Below are 19,071 nucleotides of genomic sequence, written 5' to 3'. Positions count from 1 at the left end.
TCCCATGCTCATGAACCCCGTCAACGCGGCCGTCGCCCCGCGCGGCCGCACCGTACTGCTCAGCAGCGTGTCCTCGGATTCCCACACCTGGAACCTCGTCTTCCTCCAGTTGCTGCTGGAGGAGATGGGCCACCGCGTCATCAACCTCGGTGCGTGTGTGCCGGACGAACTGCTGGTGCGGGAATGCTCCGCGATCCGTCCCGACCTGGTGGTGATCAGCACGGTCAACGGTCATGGGCAGGTGGACGGCGCGCGGCTGATCGGCAAGCTCCGATCCGAGCCGCGGACCCGGGACACCCCGGTGGTGATCGGCGGAAAGCTGGGCATCACCGGGGGCGCCGAGGCGGACGGCATGGCGCGGCGGCTCGTCTCGGCGGGCTTCAGCGCCGTGTTCCAGGACGACGCGGAACCGGCCGAGATCGGCCGGTTCCTGGCCTCCCTGGACCACCCCGCACCCCGCCACCCCGTCGCCGCCTCATGAGCACATCCGGCTCCTTCGCCGGGCTGGCCGCCCGCCGGCGCGCCACCGGGCTGCTGGTCCAGCCCCGGATGGGCTTCAGCGATTCACGATGGATGCGCGCGGGGCTGGCGGCCGTCCGGCGGGCGCGGGCGGCCACCGTCGGCACCCTCACCCTGGACAGCTATACGCGGGTGAAGGACTATGCCACGGCCGAGCGCGCCCTGGCCGACGGCTATCCGCTCAACGGCTATCCGCTGGTCACCCACGGCCCGGACACCACCCGTGCTGTCCTCGACGGCATCCAGGGCCCCGGCTTCCCGGTCCAGGTCAGACATGGCTCGCCGCTGCCGGACGACATCATCGCCGCGCTCGTCACGGCCGGGCTGGACGCCACCGAGGGCGGGCCCGTCTCGTACTGCCTGCCCTACAGCCGGGTCCCGCTGCGGGAGGCCACCGCGAGCTGGGCCCGCTCCTGCGAGCGGTTCGCGGAGCTGCGGGACCGGGGCGTCGAGCCCCATCTGGAGAGCTTCGGCGGGTGCATGATGGGCCAGATGTGCCCGCCCGGACTGCTCATCGCCATCACCGTGCTCGAAGGGCTCTTCTTCCACCGGCACGGGCTGCGCAGCATCTCGCTCAGCTACGCCCAGCAGACCGATGCCCGGCAGGACGAGGAGGCGGTGGCCGCGCTGCGGTCGCTGGCCACCGCGTTCCTGCCGGAGGACACCGACTGGCACATCGTGGTGTACACCTACATGGGCAAGTACCCGCGTACCCACGGCGGTGCCCTCCTCGTGCTGCGCGCGGCCGCCGAACTCGCCGTGCGCACGGGCGCCACCCGGCTCATCGTCAAGACACCGGCCGAGTCGTACCGCATCCCCACCATCGAGGAGAACGTCGAGGCGCTGGAGTTCGCGAGCGCCGCCGCGGCGGCCGAGGCCACCAGGACACCCCCGGACCCCGTCCGGGTCCCGGACACCGGTATCGCCGCCGAGGCCAGGCAGCTCATCGAGGCCGTGCTCGACCTCCACCCGGACGTCGGACAGGCCCTGGTGCGAGCCTTCGCCAAGGGCTATCTCGATGTGCCGTACTGTCTGCACTCCGACAACCACGGACGTGCCCGCGGCTATATCGACGAGGCGGGGCGGCTGCGCTGGGCATCCGTCGGCTCGATGCCCATCCGGGGCATCACCGGCGGAACACGCGAACACACCGTCGGCAGCTCGGAGTTGCTGTCGGCGCTGTCGTACGTGGAACGCACACACGATCTGCTGGCCCTGCGGAGCCAGGACACGAGGACAAACGATGCACTGGACGCTGGAACGACTGCTGCCGACCTTCGACAAGCGTGAACACCACAGCCGCCGGATCGACGCCCCGCCGGAGCGGGTCTGGCGGGAACTCATGGACCTGCGGGTCGGCGAACTCGCCATCACCCTCGGCCTGATGCGGGTCCGCGGTGGCCCCAAGACCTGGGTGAACGGTGTCGACACCGGCGCCCACGAAGGCATGGACCTGCGGGTCCTGGACTCGATGGCACCCCGGGAGATGGCCGCCGACCCGCCCCATGAGGTGGTGCTCGGCGACATCGCCCGCTACACCGCGCTGCGCCCCGCGCGCCCGGACCTCGAACGCGGCGATCCGGAGGCGTTCGCACACTTCGACGAGGCGGGCTGGTCCAAGGTGGTGATGAACTTCCGCCTCACCCCCGAGGGCGACGGCACCCTCCTGTCCACCGAGACCCGGGTCCTGAACACCGACCCCGCCACCCGCCGCGCCTTCACCCTGTACTGGGGCTTCATGCGGGCGGGCAGCGGCATGATCCGCCATGACCTGCTGCGGGCCATCGCGAAGAAGGTGGTCACCACCACGGGCTAAGAAGGCCCGTCCGCCACGACCACGCAGGCGCCGAGATGCCAGGTCTCGTCCTCCTTCGCGGACAGCTCCAGATCCACCTCGCGTCCGGAGGATCCGCCGTCCAGCGGGATCCGGAGCCAGGTGAACTCCCGGCCGTCGAGCTGCTCGCTGCGGGCGCTCTCGATCCCGTCCACCCGGACGATCAGCGACCTGTTGAAGGTGTTGGGGTCGCCGGTGAGCAGATGCGCGGTGCAGCGTCCGGCGGGCAGCTTCAGCCGCAGCACGGCCGGAGCGCTGTCGCGCACATAGTCCCGGCGGAGCACATCGAAGAGTCCGGTGTCCGTGGCCTCGGGCGTGTTGCCGACCCAGCCGAAGCCGGCGCCCTCGTGCCAACCGCTCGACGGTGAGAGCCGGGTGTAGTCCTTGAGCAGCGGCGCCGAGCCGGGCCCGGCGTCCAGCGCGTGTACGCAGCGCGCGGCGGGTGGCACGACGACTGCCTTGGCCAGGCTGCGCAGCGAGGAGTCGAGCACCGGCACCGCCCCCGACCTCGGGCGCGCGTGCAAGGTGGCGAGCGCGGGCGTCGGCGGCGGCACGACGGGCATCCTCACCGTCTCGCCCTCCCGCGAGGCCACGTAGGCGGCCACCTCCTCCGACCGCCAGCCCTCGGGCACATCCAGCGTGGTCACCGTGCGCAGCCCGGAGCCCGTCGCATTGAGGACCTGGACCGGAAGCTCGTTGCGCTCCCCGCCGAGGAGCACGGTGTCGGCCGGGGCGACGATCGCCTGGAGCCAGGCGCGGCGCTGGTCGCGGATCCGGCTCAGCTCGAACCAGTAGGCCACCAGGGTGTCCCGCCACTTGGCGGCCTCGGTGATCTGTTCCCCGAACCGGCGGTGCACCTCGGCGAACCTGCGGCGGTCGACCCGGCGGCGCAGCCCCTCCCAGTCGGTGCGCATGTCCGCCACCCGCGCCGCGCCGGAGAAGTGCGTGTCGTAGATGTGCTGGATCACGGTCGTGCCGCTGTCCAGTTGGTGGGTGTACGGGACATGGTGGAGGAAGAGGAGCAGTTCCTCGGGGCAGTTCTCCAGCGACTCGTAGGTGTCCCGTGTCGCCGCCGCGTACAGCCCGCTGTAGCCGTCGCCGGTGGCGGCGGTGCGGTCGTAGCCGATGCCCGCGCGGTCCGATTTGTGGAACTGGGTGGTCGTCGTCGGGCTGGGGTCGAAGTGTCCGGTCACCGAGCCGTCCGGCGGATGGGTGAGATATCCCGTGCCCAGCGGCGAGGTGTAGTCCTCATAGGTGCGCCAGGAGTCCAGGAGCAGGGCGGAGACCGTCTCGATGACATGCGGGTCGTTGCCGAAGGTCATCCGGGTCCACTCGGCGGCCAGCTCCCGCGCGGACAGGTCCGGGTTCCAGGCCAGCCGCCCGTAGCCATGGGTGTTGGCGGCGGCCAGATGTGAGCCGGTCCAGTTCCTGGCATCGCCGAAGTTCATCACCCCGGCGAATCCGAAGTGCGTGTAGGAGTGCACCCGGCCGGTCACGACACGGGCCACGGTGCTGCCCTCGCCGGCCTTGAGCGTGTCGAAGTCCAGGACCTCCTTCCACTGCGGGACCAGATAGCACAGATGGGTGGCGTGGCCCGTGTACTCCTGTGTCACCTGGAGTTCGATCATCGAGTTGGTACGTGGCAGCGAACCGAAGAGCGGGTGGGCGGGCTCACGCACCTGGAAGTCGATCGGCCCGTTCTTGATCTGCACCACGGTGTTGTCCGCGAACTTCCCGTCCAGCGGCGTGAAGTCGAGATAAGCCTGCCGGTCCCACTTCTCGTCGGTGTCGTGCACGAACGCCCGCCACATCACGATGCCGCCGTACGGTCTCAGCGCGCCCGCCAGCAGGTTGGCCCCGTCGGCGTGGGTGCGTCCGTAGTCCAGCGGCCCGGGGCGGCCCTCGGAGTTGGCCTTCACCAGGAAGCCGCCGAAGTCCTCGATCTTGCCGTAGATCTCCTCGGCCTTCTTCGTCCACCAGTCGCGCACCCCGGGGTCGAAGGGGTCGGCGGTGTTCAGCCCGCCCAGGTCGATGGGGGCGGCGAAGTTCGCCGTGACAAACAGCGCCACGCCGTAGCGGCGCAGTACCCCGGCGAGCGCGGCCAGTTTGGTCAGGAAGGGCTCGGCAAGGTAGTCCGCCGGGGTGTTGACGTTATTGATCACGGCGCCGTTGATGCCGAGCGAGGCCAGGACCCGTGCGTAGTCCGTGTACCGGGTGTCGAGCCGCGGCAGCTTCTCCCAGTCGAAGAAGGACCGGCCCGCATAGCCGCGCTCGATCGAACCGTCGTCGTTGTCCCAGTGGTCGGCCATGCGCAGCGGGGCGGCCGGGCGCTCGGTGAGGTCGACGTGCTCCAGCGGCTGTCGGGTCTGTACGAGCCGCAGCAGGTGGAAAGCGCCGTAGAGCACACCGCGGTCGGCGTGGGCCGCCACCACGGTGAAGTCCCTGCCGCGCCGGGTGACCCGGCGGACGACATAGCCCTCGTCGCCGAGCTCGGCCAGGTCGGCCGCGGGGACGAGCTCCCGGATCAGGGCGGAACTCCCCGGGGTGCCCACCACCAGTGCCGCGTGCGAGGGGGCGCTGGTGCGTGGCGCCACGCGGGTGCCGAGCAGCCCGGTGAGCCCGCGGACCAACTCCGCCACCGCCGACCGCTGGAGCGGGCCGCCGCCCTGCCATACCAGGGTGCCCAACGCGGCCCGGTAGCGCCCCAGTTGACCGGGATCCTCCACCCGCCCGTAGCGCAGCCACAGGTCGTATCCGTCCTCGGCGGGTAACGTGGCCGCGGGTGGTTCGGCGGCGTGGACCGGCTGTGCCGAGGCCGGGACGGAGAGACCGAGCGCACCGGCCGTGCTTCCCAGAGCGGCAGCGGACAGAAGGCTGCGGCGCCGTATTCCTGAGCTCATGCGTCTCACTTCCGTTGAAGAACGAACAGTGCACATTCAGACCAGGACCGAGCTCCGCAACCGTCACACTCATCACGACATGTGTCAACACAACGAACCACAAGGGAACATGACGCCCTTGTGGCCTATCAAAATCCAACAAACCTGCGTCTGGGTCAGAGCGCGTCCGTCGCGCGGGCGAGCGCCGCCGCGTGGTGGTGGAAGGCGCGGCGGACCGCCGGGAAGCGGCGGGGCTCGCGGCTGGGGTGGACGCGGTTGGTGAGCAGGACGTAGTAGCGGCCTTCCGCGCCGTCCGCCCCCGGCTCCACCCACAGACTCGTCCCCGTGAAGCCCGTGTGGCCGTACGAGGACGGGCCCATCGCCGTGCCGACCGGCGACCCCACCGCGTCCCGCCCCTGCCAGCCGAGGCAGCGGCGCAGCGGGAGGCCCTCCGTATGGCAGGCGGTCATCCGGGCGAAGCCGGGCGCGCTCAGCAGACCGTCGCCGCCCGCCGCGAGCGCCCGGCCCAGCCGGTCCACATCGGACAGCGACGCGAACAGACCGGCGTGGCCGCAGACTCCGCCGAGCACCACCGCGTTCTCGTCGTGCACCTGACCGGTCACCAGACGGCCGCGCCAGGTGCACAGCTCCGTGGAGACCGCGCGCTCGCGGGCCGCGGGTCCCGGCGCGAAGACCGTCTCGCGCATCCCGAGGGGTGCGCACACCTGCTGTGCGACCAGCTCGTCCAGGCCGGTGGCGGTGGCCCGTTCGAGGATCAGGCCGAGCAGGATGAAGCCCGCGGAGGAGTACTCCACCACCGTGCCCGGCGCCCCGCGCAGCGGCAGCTCGCGGAGGGCGGCCAGCAGCCCGTCCCGGTCGCAGTGCGCACGCCACAGTGGGGTGCCCCCGGGCAGTCCGGAGGTGTGGGCGAGCAACTGGGCGAGGGTGATGTCCGCCTTGCCGGGCACGTGGCGGTACTCCGGCAGATACGCGCCGACCGCCTCGTCGAGGCGCAGCGCTCCCGCCTCCGCCAGCCGCAGGGCGGCCAGGCCCACGATCGGCTTCGTCACCGAGGCAAGGTCCCACAGCTCGGTGCCGGTCAGCTCCGCACCGCCCCAACTGCGGGTGCCCAGGTGCCCGTGGACCGTCCGCCCGGTCGCGGTGCCGACCGACCAGGCGGCCGCGGAGTAGATCCCGGTCCGGCGGCCGGCTGCCAGGAGCCCTTCCAGCAGCGCCGGTTCGTCCGCCGGGCGCGGCCCGGCTGTTCCCGTCCGCTCCGCCCCCGGGGTGGTCCGACCGCCCGCGGCCCCGCTCACTCCCGCCCCCGTACGATCCCCAGCGTCCCCGCGCCGCCGCGCAGCGCCGCCGACACCGCCCCGGCGGCGGCGCGCACCATCGGCCCCAGCATCGCCACGCTGCCCTCGTCCAGCGTGAACGTCAGCCCGACGATGCCGACCGCGCCGGCGACCTGGCCGCCGGGCCCCAGCACCGGGGCCGCGATGGCGCGGACGTCCTGCTCCGCGTATTCGTCGTCGACCGCGTAGCCCTGTTCGCGCACGGCGGGCAGCGCCGCGAGCACGGCCGCCGGGTCCGTCGCCGTCCGTGGCGTACGGGCCGGGAGGGGCGCGCTGCCCAGAAGCTCCGCCGCCGTCGGCGACGGAAGGGCCGACAGCATCGCCCATCCCACCGCCGAGCAGTACAGCGGGACTTCGCCGCCCGCGGCCGGCGCCATGTGATACGTGGACGACGGCTCCGAGTGCGTCACATGCACCGCTACGGCCCCGTCCCGTACCGAGAAGTGGGCCAGATGGCCGGTGCGCCGCCGCAGGTCGTCCAGGACCGGGCGGGCCAGCCGCAGCTCGCGGCTGGAAGCCAGCGTCGTGGCGGCGAGCCCGAGCAGACGCGGTCCGGCCTGGTAGTTGCCGCCGGGGCCCGGGACCGCGTACCCGGCGTCGGCGAAGGTCTGGAGCAGACGGTGGACGGTCGGCTTCGGCAGCCCCGTGCGGGCGGCGAGGTCGGCCAGGCGGTGCGGGGCATCGGGCTGGACCAGTGCGTCCAGCACCTCGAGTGCCTTGTCCACAGGGCCCTTCGCGGCGGTACGCGGATCCTCGCGGTGGCTCGCGGGGGTATTGACCGGCTTCGGCATGTCACTCAGCTTAACCCATCGCCGTTCCACTATCCGGAACGAATAGACGATTCAACGGAACGTCCCCCATCGGTACGGGCGAGCCCCCGCTCGCTCATCCCGTCAGGTCCCCGTCCCGCTCGTTGGCCGCGGCGTAGTACCGGAGCTTCTCCTCGTCCACGCTCACGCCCAGCCCCGGTCCCGTGGGCACCCTCAGCCGTCCGTTCTCCAGGTGCAGCGGCTCGATGATGTCGTCGGCGTGCAGGTAGTACATGCTGTCGATGGCGCGCGAGAGCACGGGCGTGCTGGAGACGACGGCCAGATGTGCCGCCGTGGCGATGCCGAGTTCGCCTCCGCTGTGCAGGTTCATGCCCAGCCCGAAGGTCTCGCAGTGCGCGGCCAGCGCCTTGGTCGCCGCGATACCGCCCCACTTGTAGACGTCACCGTGGACGACATCAACGGCGTTCAGCCGCATCGCGGGGGCGAACTCCTCGAAGCGGACGACACACATATTGGTGCACAGCGGGATGCGCACCTTCGCCTTCACCTGGCTCATGCCCTCGATGCCGACGCACGGGTCCTCCAGATACTCGAGATCGAGTTCCTCCAGGGCTATCCCGGCGCGTATCGAGTCGGGAACCGACCAGGCCGCGTTCGGGTCGACGCGCAGATTCACCCCGGGCAGCGCCTCGCGCACCGCGCGCAGGATGGCGACATCGCCCGCGCAGTCCTTCGTGCCCTTGAGCTTGACGGCCTCGAAGCCACCCTCCGCCACGACGCGCACCGCGTGCTCCGCCATCGCCCTGGGCAGACCCGGGCCGTCCGCGCCCGGCGCGTCGGCGCGGGTGATGAGCGCGGTGATCGGCACCTCGTCGCGGACGGCGCCGCCCAGCAGATCGGTGACGGACTGATCGGTGGCCTTGCCCATCGCGTCCCAGCAGGCGACATCGAGCGCGGCGATGGCCGCGTAGCCGAGATAGCCGTAGAAGAACGGCACCATGTGCTGCTTACGGTGAAAGCTCTCCAGCGCGAACGGGCTGGTCCCGATCAGGTCCGGGGCCATCGACCGGACGATCGCGGCGACCGGCGCGCCCCACATCGTCTCGCCCCAGCCCTCGACACCCTCGTCGGTGCGAATGCGTACCACGGTGCGCGTCTCGCCCGTCTTGGTCTCGAACGAGCTGGTGAAGGGGTTGACGAGGGGGAGGTTGACCACCCATACGTCGACGTCAGTGATCTTCACTGCTACTCCTCGCATCATCGGGATGACCGGCTCGCCGCGTCGAAGGCATGGATGGCCCGGGCCAGTCCGCGCGCCCGGTCCTCCAGCAGCCGGTCGCCCCGGGCGGCGTCGGCGTCGCAGGCGTCGTCCGTGGAGCCGCCGACCCGCTCCCATTCCCCGTGGCGCTCCACCGTCAGGCCCGGGTAGGGCGGGGTGTCGAACAGGGGCGGCGGTTCGACCGGCGCGCGGACGGGCACGGGTGTGCGCACCAGGACCGGGTGGGCCGCCAGCATGAGTGACGTCTCGAACCATCCGGCATGCCCCGGGGTGACATCCGGCCGCCCCGCTCCGTCCTCACCCGCGGTGAGCGTCCAGTACGAGCAGGCGGCGACCGTCACCGGGGAACGCAGCGCGAACCGCTTGACCGCCAGCCGCATGATCTCGTCGTTGCCGCCATGGCCGTTCACGACCATGACGCGGCGGTATCCGCTGGTCATGAGCGAGTCGAGGATGTCGTCCAGGACCGCGCCCAAGGTCGCCGCGGAGAGCGAGACGGCCGCCGCGAACAAGTGGTGCGGACTGTGCCCGAACGGCAGCGCCGGCAACCGCACCACGCCGGGCCCGTCCTCCCGGGCGAGCATGTCCAGCGCGCGGTCCACCACCTCCTCGACCAGGAGGGTGTCCGTGCCCATCGGAAGGTGCGAGGCGTGCTGCTCCTGCGAACCGATGGGCAGCAGAGCGATGCCCTCCTCGCCGGCCAGGCGCACCTCGCGCCAGGTGAGTTCGGTCAGTCTCGATTGGCTCACGGTGCTACCTCTCCGAAACGGGGCCATGGCAGAGTCGGCGCATGGCCCACAAACGTTCTCCGTTGCGACTGGTCCCCGAGGCCGCGCCGCAAGCGGCCGCTCCCCAGCCGCCGCGGCGGCTTGGGGCCGTCGAGCTGGTCCCCGGTCGGGTCAGGGCGGCCGTACTGTCCACGGCGGGCCGGATACTGGACCGCACCGAGTCGTCGTACGACGCGGCCACCGCCACCCCCGAGGACATCGACACGGCGCTGGCCGCGGCCGCCGGGGTCTTCCACGGCCATGAACTCCAGGGGATCGGGGTGGCCGCCGCCGGGCTCGTCGACCCCGTCACGGGCCTGATCATGGAGGTGAACGACGCCCCCGGACTGCACGGCTACCCGGTCACCGAGCGGCTCGGCGCGCTCACCGGGGCGAGCGTGCGGGTGGAGCATCGGGCGCGACTTCAGGTGCTCGGCGACCGCTGGTTCGGCGCCGGTCGTGGACGGCGCACCTTCGCCTCGGTCTCCACGGGCGAGGTACTCGGCGTGGGGATCCTCTACGACGGCGAGGTGATGGCCCCGCCCGGCGGGCGCAGCGGCGCCCATATGACGGTGTCGGCCAGCGGCGAGCGGTGCACCTGCGGCAACCGCGGCTGCTGGAAGACCGTGGCCACCACCGGCTGGCTGCGGGCCCGGGCCCGCGCCGCGGGGCTCGGGGGCCGGACGTCCCTGGAGGCACTGGTGAACCGCGGGGACGCGCTCGCCGGGCAGGTGGTGGAGGAGTACGCGCGAAACCTCGCGCTGGGGCTGGTGAACGTGCAGCAGCTCTTCGCACCCGGCCTCTTCATCCTGCACGGCGAGGCGCGCGAGGGCGGAGAGCGATTTCGCACCGTGGTGGAGGAGCGGCTGCGGGACGCCGTCGCCTTCTCGGGCGCCGAGCAGCCGCGGGTGCTCGTCGGCACGGCCGCCGTCGACGATGTGGCGCTGCTCGGCGGCGCCGGTCTCGTCGTCTCGCACCTGTAGCGCGCGGGCGGTCATCGGCTCTCGTCGCCCGTCAGGGACCCGCGGTCCGCCGCGCTCGTCAGGGACCCGCGGCCCGCGGCACGGCGGCCCCTGCGCGGGTCCAGGACCGGCACCGCGTCGAGCAGTTGCCGCGTATAGGGGTGCCGGGGCGTGCGCAGCACCGCGGCCGTCGCGCCCACCTCGACCAGCCGCCCCCGGCGCATCACCGCGACCCGGTCGGCCACCTGCCGTACGACGGCGAGGTTGTGCGAGACGAACACATAGGTGAGGCCCAGCCGCCGCTGGAGATCCGCCAGCAGGTCGAGGACGGTGGCCTGCACGGAGACATCCAACGCGCTGGTGGGCTCGTCGAGCACCAGCAGACGGGGCCGGAGCGCCAGGGCCCGTGCGATCGAGACGCGCTGGCGCTGGCCGCCGGAGAACTCGTGCGGATAGCGGTCCTGGATGCCCGCGTCCAGGCCCACGGCCTCCAGGAGTTCCCCGACCCGTTCCCTGGTGCGGGCCCGGGCGCGCCGCCCGCGGGCCTCCGGATCGTGGGTGACCAGCGGTTCGGCGACGATGTCGGTGATGCGCATCCGCGGGTTCATGCTGGAGTACGGGTCCTGGAGGACGACCTGCATCTGGCGGCGGACGGCACGCAGCCCGGCGGGGGCGAGGGCGGCGAGGTCCTGTCCGTCGAAGCGCACGCTTCCGGCGGTGGGTTCGACGAGCCTCAGCAGCAGCCGGGTGAGGGTGGTCTTGCCGCAGCCGGACTCGCCGACCAGGGCCAGGGTCTCCCCTTCGTGGACCTCGAGCGAGACGTCGTCGACGGCCACGTTCACCGTCCTGGTGCCGAACTCCTTGCGCAGCCCGACGAGTTCCAGGAGGACCTTTCCGGCCGGGGGCGCGGGCACAGCGGCTTCGGTGGTCATACCGCCTCCAATCGCGGGGTGGCGGCGAGCAGTTTGCGGGTGTAGTCGTCGGCCGGACGGTCGAAGACGTCCAGGACGTCGCCGGTCTCGACGACCTTGCCCTTGTTCATGACCGCGACGCGGTCGGCGGTCTCCGCCACGACCGCGAGGTCATGGGTGATCAGCACGACCGCCATGCCGTGCTTGTCCTGGAGAGTGACGAGCAGGTCGAGGATCTGGCTCTGCACGGTGACGTCCAGGGCGGTGGTCGGCTCGTCGGCGATGAGCAGGCGGGGCCGCCCCACCAGCGCGGTCGCGATCATCACGCGCTGCCGCAGCCCCCCGGAGAGTTCATGCGGATACTGCCGGTAGCGCAGGGCCGGGTCGGGTATGCCGACCTCCTCCAGCGCGTCCAGCGCGGCGTCCCTGGCCTCGGCGCGGGACATCCCGGTGTGGTGCCTGAGCACCTCGGCCACCTGCGCGCCGACGCGCTGGAGCGGATCGAGGCAGGTCATCGGGTCCTGGAAGACCATGGCGATGTCGCGGCCCCGGATCCGGCCGAGTTCCCTCTCGGAGAGCGCCAGCAGATCACGTCCGTCGAAGAGGATCTCGCCGCTCGCGTAGACACACGGAGGGCTCGGGTTCAGCCGCGGAACGGACAGTGCGGTGGCGGTCTTCCCGCTGCCCGACTCGCCCACGACGGCGAGCGTCTCACCGGCCCGGACGTGGAGGGAGACGTCCCGGACGGCGTGCACGACGGAGGTCTCGAGCCGGAAGTCGACGCTGAGGCCGTTGATTTCCAGCAGCGGCCGCTCTTCCGCCGGCCGCTGGGACGGATCGGTTGTCGGTCGGTCGATGCTCATCGGCGGTAAGCCTTCGGGTCCGCGACGTCCCGCAGGGCGTCGCCGGTGATGTTGATGGCCAAAGAGGTCAGCATCAGCGCGATGCCGGGGAATACCGCGACCCACCAGGAGGTGCCCAGATAGAGCTGGCCGTCGGAGAGCATGGCGCCCCAGGTGACCGTCTCCTTGGGCACTCCCAGGCCCAGATAGCTCAGGGAAGCCTCGGCCACGATCGCGGCGGCGACGTGCAGCGTTCCGATGGTGGCCAGCGGCGCCGTCACATTGGGCAGCAGATGGCGGCGCATGATGGTGATGTCGGTGACGCCGATCGCCCTGGCCTCGGTGATGAAGTCGCGGGTGCGCAGCGACATCACCTCGGACCGCACGACGCGGGCGTAGGAGACCCAGCCGGTGAAGCCGAGCACCAGGATCACGTACCACAGACCCGAGCCGAGGAAGCCGACGATGGCCAGGGCCAGGAGCAGTGAGGGGAAGGCGAGTTGCACGTCGGCGAGCCGCATGAGCACCCGGTCCGCCCAGCCGCCGAAGTAGCCGGAGGCCAGTCCCACGACGGTGCCGATGACACCGGCGAGCAGGGCGGCCCCCGCGCCGACGAGCAGCGAGACCCGGGCGCCGTAGATGACGCGCGAGAGCATGTCGCGGCCCAGTTGGTCGGTGCCGAGGAGATGGGCACCGCTGCCGCCGTCCTGCCAGGCGGGCGGCCGCAGCCGCAGAAGGAGGTTCTGCGCGTTGGGGTCGTAGGGGGCGACGAGCGGTGCGAACAGGGCGGCGATCAGCAGTACGGCGAGTACGGCGAGCGCCAGGACGGCGAGCTTGTTGCGCAGCAGCGTGCGCAGGACGACGGACCGGGAGCCGCCGGCCGGTGCCGCCGCCGGGGCATGGCCGGTCGCGGCAGGTGGTATGAGGGTCATCGGGACGTCCTCACCCTCGGGTCGAGGAAGCTGTAGGAGAGGTCGACGAGCAGGTTCACCACGACGAAGGTGGCGGCGAAGAACAGGACGGTGGCCTGGACGAGCGGGAAGTCGCGGTTGGAGATCGCCTCGACGGTGAGCTGTCCGACTCCGGGCCAGGAGAAGACCCGTTCGGTGAGGATCGCCCCGCCGAGCAGGTTGCCCACTTCGAGACCGATGACGGTCACCACCGGCAGTGAGGCGTTGCGCAGCCCGTGCCGGAGCACCACCTTCAGCGGCCCGAAGCCCTTGGCGCGGGAACTGCGGATGTGGTCGGAGGACAGGACGTCGATCAGCGAGGAGCGCAGCAGCCGCGCGACGACGGCCACCGAGTAGACGGCGAGGGTGACGGCCGGCAGGACCAGATTGGCGAAGGTGCCGTATCCGGAGGCGGGCAGGGCGCGCAGCCAGACGGCGAAGACCAGGATGAGGAGGATGCCGACCCAGAACGGCGGGGTGGACTGGCCGAGCAGGACACCGGTCATCACGGTGTGGTCGGAGCGGCGGCCGCGGCGCATCGCGGCGAAGATGCCCGCCGGGATGGCGATGACGAGGGTCACCGCCAGGGCGGCGGCGGCCAGTTCGACCGTGGCGGGCAGCCGGTCGGCGAGGATTTCGCTGACGGGCCGGCCGTAGACCAGGGAGTCGCCGAGGTCGAGGCGGGGCAGTCCCCAGAGGTAGTCGAGGTACTGCGTGAACAGTGGCCGGTCGAGTCCGAGGGACGCGCGGAGCACGCTCTCCTGGTGGGCCGTGGCGTCGGGCGGCAGCAGGATCTTCACGGGGTCGCCGGAGAGCCGTACGAGAAAGAACGAGACGGTCGCCGTGCACAGCAGGACGAACAGCGCGGTGCCCAGGCGCCTGATGACGGTGCGCAGCAGCCGTCCCGTGCCCCGGTGGCGCGACGGGGTGTCCGCCGGGGTGGGTGGCTTGTCGAGGGTGAGGGCGCTCATCAGGAGACCTCCGCGCTCTCCATGGCGAGGACGCCTGCGGACCCCGGCGTCCAGCGGGGGCGGTCGTTGCGAGCGAAGATGTTGTCGAGTTGGTAGAGGAAGACGAAGGGCGCTTCCCGGCGCATCAGCCGCTGAAGGTCGGAGAATGCCCGCTTGCGCTTCTCGGGGCTTTCGGAAAGCTCCTCGATGTCGATGAGGCGGTCGGCCTCCTTGGAGTGCCAGCGGCTCTGGCGCCGGTCGCTGCGTACGTTGGACTGGACGATGCTCTGGCCGTCCATCGTCCAGACGGTGCTGGCCGCCAGGTAGACCGGGCCGAGCGCGCCCCGGTTGTCGGAGGTGAGCCGGGCGGCGTAGGTGCCGGGGTCGAGCAGGTTGACCCGGGCCCGCACCCCTGCCCTGGCCAGCAGTCCCGACAGGGCCTCGGCGACGTTGGAGTCGACGTTGGACGCGGTGAGGGTCGTGGCGAAGCCGTGCGGGTGGCCAGCCTCGGCGAGGAGGGTGCGCGCGGTCTCCAGGGAGCGGGTGAAGGGCTTGACCGTGGGGTCGAAGCCGAAGGCGCCGCGCGGCACGAGGGCGGGTGTCTCGGTGGCCTTGCCGCCGAGCACTGCCTTGATCAGCAGGGGGACATCGATCGCGTGGTTGAGCGCCTGGCGCACGCGGCGGTCCTGGAGCGGGCCCCGTTCCAGGGTGTTCAGGGACAGATAGGAGGTGCGGATCCCCGTGTAGCCGTCCAGCGTGACACCGGAGTAGCCGTCGAGCTGCTGAGCGGCGTCCGGGGTGAGCCCGGCGACGAGGTCCACCCCTCCGCTCTGGAGGGCGGCGAGGGAGGACGAGGCGTTGGGCGCGGGACTGAAGACCAGGCCGTCGACGCTCGGCCGTCCGTTCCAGTGGCCGGCGTAGGCACGCATGCGCAGTTCGTGGTCGCGCCGCCAGTTGACGAAGGTGAACGGGCCCGTGCCGACGGGGTGTTCGGCGAACGCGGCGTCGCCCGCCTCCGCGAGGTGGCGGGGCGGCAGGACCACTCCGCCGAACAGGGAGAGCTTGGCGGGCAGGATCGGGTCGTGCACGGTGGTGTGCACATCCACGGTGAGCCGGTCGACCACGGTGACGCCCTTGACGTAACGCAGTTCGACGATCGGTGACTTGGTGGCGGGGTCGAGCAGCCGCTCGATGCTGAACGCGACGGCCCGCGCGTCGCACGCCTCACCGTTGTGGAAGGTCACCCCGGGGCGGAGCGCGAAGCGCCAGGTGCGCGCGTCGGTGGCCGTCCAGGAGAGGGCGAGCCTGGGGTGCAACTGGTTGTCGCGGCCCCGGGTGGTGAGCGTGTCGAACATGTTGATCAGCACGTTCATGGACACCATGTCGCCCTGTTTCTGCGGGTCCAGCGTCTTGGGGTCCCCGGGCTGGGAAACCCGCAGGACGTTGCCGGCCCCGTCCGCGGCGGCGTTCGTGCCGCACGCGCTCAGGAGCGCCGGAGCGCCGAGGGCCCCGAGCAGCAGACCACCGGTCCGCAGGACGCCGCGTCGGGTGGGACGGCCGCGGTCCGCCATGCGCCCCTGGTGACTTCGTTCCATTGAACAACACCTCCGTTCCGTCAGATGGAATGCGGTTGGGTTAAGCTAAGCGACATGGCGAGGGCGGTCAACACCCGATCGGTGGGCCAGGAACGCTCAGCTCGGGGGAGGTGGCGGCGTACTGGGCGGGAAGTTGCGCGGTGTGGACCGTCCCGACGTGGATGCCTCGGGCGGACAGCGCCCGGATCATGCGCACGTCGCGGGTGTCCCGGTCGCGTCCGACCTCGGGGCGAGTGGCGAGCGGGGTCGTCGGAGCGACCGGCCGTGGTGGTTGGTGCCGAGCTGAAGCTCGAACCCGTCGGCGGTGGTCTGCCGGTCGGGCGGGGTCATGACACCGGCGTTGTCGATGAGGATGTGGATCGGCCGGCCTTCCCCGTCATAGGAGCGCAGGCGCTGCGCTGAGGGGGGGGCGATCGTGCCGCGCGGTTTCGTGGTTCCCGGACCGGGCCGTGGGCAGACCTTCGCGTCGAGGTCAGACGTCGTGCCGTCGCGGGATGTCCCGGGCCGTGCGGGCGGCCTGCTCCGCCGTGTCGGTGAGGGCTCCGGCGGCTTCGATGGCCGCGGTGCGGAGGGCCGCTGCCACGCGGGTGACCGGCTCGGTCGGCGGATGGGGGAGACGGGCCAGGAGCAGGCGCCGCTGTTCCTGGGGTCCGCCGCGGACAGGGAGGACGCGGACACCCGGTGGCGCGGCGGAAGCGAGGGCGGCCGGCACGGTGGTCAGCCCGCAGTCGGCGGCGACGAGGTGGAGCTTGGCGAGCCAGTCGCGGGCGGTGTGGGCGATCTCGGGCCGCTCGTCCAGCCCCGGCCACACGCCCATGAGCCGGTCGTCGCCCGAGGAGGAGCCGGCGATCCAGCGCTGCCCGCGCAGGTCGGCCACGTCGACGAAGTCGCCGCGGGCAAGCGGGTGTCTGGCGGGCACCGCCAGACACAGCGCGCGTTCGGTGAGCGTCTGAAGCGCGAGCGGAGGCGACTCGGCGTCGGGCGGCCGGAACGGCGGCGCCGACGCGAGCAGGGCCAGATCGAGACTGCCGGCCCGCAGGGCGCGCACCAGCGCCGGGGTGCCGCTCTCCCGGCCGACGATGCGCAGGCCGGGGTCGGTGCCGCGCAGCGCGGCCAGGGCTCGGGGCACCAGGACGGCTCCGGCGCTGGGGAACCAGCCCAGCCGGACCGTCCCTGACTGTCCGGGCAGGCCGGACAGTTCCCGGGCGGTCGCGTCGATCTCGTCGAGCACGGTCGTCGCGCGGCGCATGACGATACGGCCGGCGGCGGTGAGCCGTACCCCGTCGCGCCGCCGTTCCAGCAGCTCCGTGCCGGCGGCCCGTTCGATGGCGGCAATCTGGCGGGACACCGCCGACTGGGTATAGCCCAGCGACGCGGCGGCCGCGGTGAAGGTTCCCTGTTCTGCCACGGCGCGGAAGACCCGCAGCGCGGTCAGCGACACATCCGTGAAGTCCATGACATTCACGCATGCTAGCCGTGCCGAAGTTTCGTTGGACTCATGGCCGCGGCGTTTTTAGCGTGGCATGCATGAACGCTTCCCGCATCGCCCTCGTCACGGGCGCCAATCAGGGACTCGGCCGCGCCCTCGCCGAAGGACTGGCGGCCCGCATGCCCCCGGACGACCTCGTCCTGCTCACCGGCCGCAGCCACCGCCGTGTGACGGACGCCGCCCGCGAGGTCACCGGGCTGCCCGGCACCCGCGCCCGCGTCGAGGGCCGGGTTCTGGACGTCACGGACACCGACGCCATCGCTCGCCTCGCCGAGGACCTCCGGGCGCGGTACGGCGGTGTCGACGTCGTCGTCTCCAACGCGGTCGCCCGTCTGCTGCCCGGGGAATCACAGGCCGAGCGGGCCGACGAGTTCATCGACGTCGCCAACACCGCCACCCACGCGATCCTGCGGTCCTTCGCCCCCGTGCTGCGCCCGAGCGGCCGCCTGCTCGTGGTGGCCAGCAGCCTGGGCACCCTGGGCCACCTCGATCCGCGGCTGCACCACCTGTTCGACGGCGCGAGCCTCGAACAGGTGGAGTACGCCGTCGAGTCCTGGCGCAGCGCGATCCACACGAGGACCGCCGCGGAGGCGGGCTGGCCCACCTGGCTCAACGTGCCCTCGAAGGTCGCCCAGGTCGCCGCCGTCCGCGCGGTCGCCGCCGAACGCCGCGAGCACGACCTCGCCACCGGCACCCTGATCGCCTCCGTGTGCCCCGGCATGGTCGACACCGCCACCTCGCGCCCCTGGTTCAGCGACTACAGCCAGGCTCAGTCGCCGGCCCAGGCTGCCGGAGCCGTGCTCGACCTGATCTTCGCCGAGCATGTCGATCCCGCCCTGTACGGCGAGTTGGTCCGTTTCGGCAAGGTCCTGACCTGGCACGACGGCACACCCCCGGTGGAACAGGACCGGATGCTCACACCCTGAACGCCGTCGTCCACGCTTCGGCCACAGCAAGGAGTTCACTCATGAGTGCCATCACCACCCCGTTCGGTTTCTCCAGCACGGCTGCCGAGGTCACGGAAGGCATCGACCTCACCGGCCGCCGCGCGATCGTCACCGGGGCCTCCTCCGGCCTCGGGGCCGAGACGGCCCGCGCCCTGGCGATCACGGGTGCGGCGGTCACGCTCGCCGTCCGGGATGTGGCGGTGGGCGAACGCGTCGCCAAGGACATCACCGCCTCGACCGGCAACCAGGAGGTGCGTGTCGCACACCTCGACCTGGCCGACCCCGCGTCGGTCCTCGCTTTCACCGCCGCCTGGCGAGGCCCGCTGCACGTGCTCGTGAACAACGCGGGCGTCATGGCCTGCCCCGAGCAGCACACCGAACAGGGCTGGGAGTGGCAATTCGCCACCAACCACCTGGGCCACTTCGCCCTCGCCACCGGTCTGCACCACGCGCTGGCCGCCGATGGCAACGCCCGCGTCGTCGTGGTGAGTTCCACCGGCCACCAGCAGTCACCCGTCGTGTGGGACGACGTCAACTTCGCCTTCCGCCCCTACGACCCGTGGCTGGCCTACGGTCAGTCCAAGACAGCCAATGTCCTCTTCGCCGTGGAGGCCACCCGGCGCTGGGCCGACGACAACATCACGGCCAACGCCCTGATGCCGGGGGCCATTTACACCAGCCTTCAGCGCCACACCGGCGGCCGGGGCAGCGGCAGGGTCCCCGCCCACCTGATCAAGACCGTCGAGCAGGGCGCCGCGACCTCCGTTCTCCTCGCCACCTCGCCCCTCCTCGACGGCGTCGGCGGCCGCTACTTCGTCGACTGCAATGAGACCGGGGTCGTCGACCGCCGCTCCGGCACGCTGCACGGCGTCGCCCGGTACGCCATCGACCCGGACAACGCACGACGCCTGTGGACACTGTCGCAGGACCTGCTCACACACACCGGCTGACCGCGCGCCGCACGGCGTCGGCTCCTCGGATCACCCGCACCCGCCGTGCGCTCATGGCTCACCGCGGACGCC

General features: G+C 71.8%; 17 protein-coding genes and 1 pseudogene. 6 read left to right on the top strand and 12 right to left on the bottom strand.

Annotated features, from left to right (window positions below):
* Positions 1-4: 4 nt before the first annotated feature.
* Genes ACK1X7_RS01595 through ACK1X7_RS01585 form a run of 3 tightly spaced genes read left to right on the top strand, consistent with a single transcriptional unit; the run spans position 5 to position 2,335 of the window.
* Positions 5-481 carry a cobalamin B12-binding domain-containing protein gene (locus ACK1X7_RS01595; RefSeq protein WP_078638219.1) on the top strand — a complete coding sequence of 159 codons (477 nt, stop codon included), beginning with the start codon at positions 5-7 and terminating at the stop codon, positions 479-481.
* A complete protein-coding gene (locus ACK1X7_RS01590; RefSeq protein WP_413114543.1) occupies positions 478-1,809 on the top strand; it encodes a methylaspartate mutase in 1,332 nt (443 codons plus the stop codon). Before ACK1X7_RS01595 ends, ACK1X7_RS01590 begins: the two co-directional genes overlap by 4 nt.
* The gene (locus ACK1X7_RS01585; RefSeq protein WP_385151320.1) at positions 1,763-2,335 is read left to right on the top strand and encodes a hypothetical protein; all 573 of its coding nucleotides are present in this window, start codon (positions 1,763-1,765) and stop codon (positions 2,333-2,335) included. Before ACK1X7_RS01590 ends, ACK1X7_RS01585 begins: the two co-directional genes overlap by 47 nt.
* Here ACK1X7_RS01585 and ACK1X7_RS01580 read toward each other — a convergent pair.
* The 5 genes from ACK1X7_RS01580 to ACK1X7_RS01560 all read right to left on the bottom strand — a co-directional run bounded on the left by ACK1X7_RS01580 (position 2,332) and on the right by ACK1X7_RS01560 (position 9,385).
* Entirely contained in the window at positions 2,332-5,253 is a 2,922-nt protein-coding gene (locus ACK1X7_RS01580; protein ID WP_413114542.1) for an alpha-glucuronidase family glycosyl hydrolase, read from the bottom strand. The two genes, ACK1X7_RS01585 and ACK1X7_RS01580, sit on opposite strands and share 4 nt — an antisense overlap.
* A gap of 155 nt (positions 5,254-5,408) precedes the next feature.
* Entirely contained in the window at positions 5,409-6,548 is a 1,140-nt protein-coding gene (locus ACK1X7_RS01575; protein WP_413114541.1) for a serine hydrolase domain-containing protein, read from the bottom strand.
* Entirely contained in the window at positions 6,545-7,378 is an 834-nt protein-coding gene (locus ACK1X7_RS01570) for an IclR family transcriptional regulator (RefSeq protein WP_382951519.1), read from the bottom strand. Before ACK1X7_RS01570 ends, ACK1X7_RS01575 begins: the two co-directional genes overlap by 4 nt.
* A gap of 94 nt (positions 7,379-7,472) precedes the next feature.
* Positions 7,473-8,600 carry a mandelate racemase/muconate lactonizing enzyme family protein gene (locus tag ACK1X7_RS01565; protein ID WP_385151328.1) on the bottom strand — a complete coding sequence of 376 codons (1,128 nt, stop codon included), beginning with the start codon at positions 8,598-8,600 and terminating at the stop codon, positions 7,473-7,475.
* 14 nt (positions 8,601-8,614) lie between these two features.
* Entirely contained in the window at positions 8,615-9,385 is a 771-nt protein-coding gene (locus tag ACK1X7_RS01560; protein ID WP_413114540.1) for a creatininase family protein, read from the bottom strand.
* 62 nt (positions 9,386-9,447) lie between these two features.
* Here ACK1X7_RS01560 and ACK1X7_RS01555 point away from each other — a divergent pair, with 62 nt between their 5' ends.
* Positions 9,448-10,386 (top strand): ROK family protein, encoded by a 939-nt coding sequence (locus tag ACK1X7_RS01555; protein WP_385151341.1) that lies wholly within the window; start codon positions 9,448-9,450, stop codon positions 10,384-10,386.
* An 11-nt stretch (positions 10,387-10,397) separates the two neighbouring features.
* Here the strand turns inward: ACK1X7_RS01555 and ACK1X7_RS01550 are convergent, their stop codons facing one another.
* The 7 genes and pseudogenes from ACK1X7_RS01550 to ACK1X7_RS01520 form a co-directional block, all read right to left on the bottom strand.
* The gene (locus ACK1X7_RS01550; protein WP_413114539.1) at positions 10,398-11,297 is read right to left on the bottom strand and encodes an ATP-binding cassette domain-containing protein; all 900 of its coding nucleotides are present in this window, start codon (positions 11,295-11,297) and stop codon (positions 10,398-10,400) included.
* On the bottom strand, positions 11,294-12,139 hold the full coding sequence (locus ACK1X7_RS01545; RefSeq protein ID WP_385150282.1) for an ATP-binding cassette domain-containing protein: 846 nt from the start codon (positions 12,137-12,139) through the stop codon (positions 11,294-11,296). Before ACK1X7_RS01545 ends, ACK1X7_RS01550 begins: the two co-directional genes overlap by 4 nt.
* The gene (locus ACK1X7_RS01540; RefSeq protein WP_385150285.1) at positions 12,136-13,050 is read right to left on the bottom strand and encodes an ABC transporter permease; all 915 of its coding nucleotides are present in this window, start codon (positions 13,048-13,050) and stop codon (positions 12,136-12,138) included. Before ACK1X7_RS01540 ends, ACK1X7_RS01545 begins: the two co-directional genes overlap by 4 nt.
* Positions 13,047-14,039: an ABC transporter permease gene (locus ACK1X7_RS01535; protein ID WP_398159187.1), complete on the bottom strand. Its 993-nt coding sequence runs from the start codon at positions 14,037-14,039 to the stop codon at positions 13,047-13,049. The genes ACK1X7_RS01540 and ACK1X7_RS01535 overlap by 4 nt, the downstream gene beginning before the upstream one ends.
* Positions 14,039-15,613, bottom strand: a complete 1,575-nt coding sequence (locus ACK1X7_RS01530; protein WP_413114538.1) for an ABC transporter substrate-binding protein — start codon at positions 15,611-15,613, stop codon at positions 14,039-14,041. The genes ACK1X7_RS01535 and ACK1X7_RS01530 overlap by 1 nt, the downstream gene beginning before the upstream one ends.
* Positions 15,614-15,713: 100 nt before the next feature.
* Positions 15,714-15,985, bottom strand: a pseudogene (locus ACK1X7_RS01525) (hypothetical protein); the annotation flags it as partial.
* A gap of 100 nt (positions 15,986-16,085) precedes the next feature.
* The gene (locus ACK1X7_RS01520; protein ID WP_413114537.1) at positions 16,086-17,069 is read right to left on the bottom strand and encodes a LysR family transcriptional regulator; all 984 of its coding nucleotides are present in this window, start codon (positions 17,067-17,069) and stop codon (positions 16,086-16,088) included.
* A gap of 71 nt (positions 17,070-17,140) precedes the next feature.
* Between ACK1X7_RS01520 and ACK1X7_RS01515 the strand changes: the two genes are divergently transcribed.
* Both ACK1X7_RS01515 and ACK1X7_RS01510 read left to right on the top strand, forming a co-directional pair.
* Positions 17,141-18,028: an SDR family NAD(P)-dependent oxidoreductase gene (locus ACK1X7_RS01515; protein WP_385150297.1), complete on the top strand. Its 888-nt coding sequence runs from the start codon at positions 17,141-17,143 to the stop codon at positions 18,026-18,028.
* A gap of 41 nt (positions 18,029-18,069) precedes the next feature.
* Positions 18,070-18,999 carry an SDR family NAD(P)-dependent oxidoreductase gene (locus ACK1X7_RS01510; protein ID WP_385150327.1) on the top strand — a complete coding sequence of 310 codons (930 nt, stop codon included), beginning with the start codon at positions 18,070-18,072 and terminating at the stop codon, positions 18,997-18,999.
* Positions 19,000-19,071: the final 72 nt, after the last annotated feature.

The sequence above is a fragment of the Streptomyces sp. CY-1 genome (assembly GCF_047218265.1).
GTDB lineage: Bacteria > Actinomycetota > Actinomycetes > Streptomycetales > Streptomycetaceae > Streptomyces > Streptomyces niphimycinicus.
This window is presented reverse-complemented; position numbering and strand designations above follow the sequence as displayed.

What these genes read in the sequence shown, in the direction of transcription:
- ACK1X7_RS01590 (WP_413114543.1), top strand. Translation starts at nt 478, where the DNA reads ATGAGCACATCCGGCTCCTTCGCCGGGCTGGCCGCCCGCCGGCGCGCC.
- ACK1X7_RS01550 (WP_413114539.1), bottom strand. Translation starts at nt 11,297, where the DNA reads ATGACCACCGAAGCCGCTGTGCCCGCGCCCCCGGCCGGAAAGGTCCTC.
- ACK1X7_RS01580 (WP_413114542.1), bottom strand. Translation starts at nt 5,253, where the DNA reads ATGAGCTCAGGAATACGGCGCCGCAGCCTTCTGTCCGCTGCCGCTCTG.
- ACK1X7_RS01540 (WP_385150285.1), bottom strand. Translation starts at nt 13,050, where the DNA reads ATGACCCTCATACCACCTGCCGCGACCGGCCATGCCCCGGCGGCGGCA.
- ACK1X7_RS01570 (WP_382951519.1), bottom strand. Translation starts at nt 7,378, where the DNA reads ATGCCGAAGCCGGTCAATACCCCCGCGAGCCACCGCGAGGATCCGCGT.
- ACK1X7_RS01520 (WP_413114537.1), bottom strand. Translation starts at nt 17,069, where the DNA reads ATGGACTTCACGGATGTGTCGCTGACCGCGCTGCGGGTCTTCCGCGCC.
- ACK1X7_RS01595 (WP_078638219.1), top strand. Translation starts at nt 5, where the DNA reads ATGCTCATGAACCCCGTCAACGCGGCCGTCGCCCCGCGCGGCCGCACC.
- ACK1X7_RS01535 (WP_398159187.1), bottom strand. Translation starts at nt 14,039, where the DNA reads ATGAGCGCCCTCACCCTCGACAAGCCACCCACCCCGGCGGACACCCCG.
- ACK1X7_RS01530 (WP_413114538.1), bottom strand. Translation starts at nt 15,613, where the DNA reads ATGGAACGAAGTCACCAGGGGCGCATGGCGGACCGCGGCCGTCCCACC.
- ACK1X7_RS01515 (WP_385150297.1), top strand. Translation starts at nt 17,141, where the DNA reads ATGAACGCTTCCCGCATCGCCCTCGTCACGGGCGCCAATCAGGGACTC.
- ACK1X7_RS01545 (WP_385150282.1), bottom strand. Translation starts at nt 12,139, where the DNA reads ATGAGCATCGACCGACCGACAACCGATCCGTCCCAGCGGCCGGCGGAA.
- ACK1X7_RS01585 (WP_385151320.1), top strand. Translation starts at nt 1,763, where the DNA reads ATGCACTGGACGCTGGAACGACTGCTGCCGACCTTCGACAAGCGTGAA.
- ACK1X7_RS01510 (WP_385150327.1), top strand. Translation starts at nt 18,070, where the DNA reads ATGAGTGCCATCACCACCCCGTTCGGTTTCTCCAGCACGGCTGCCGAG.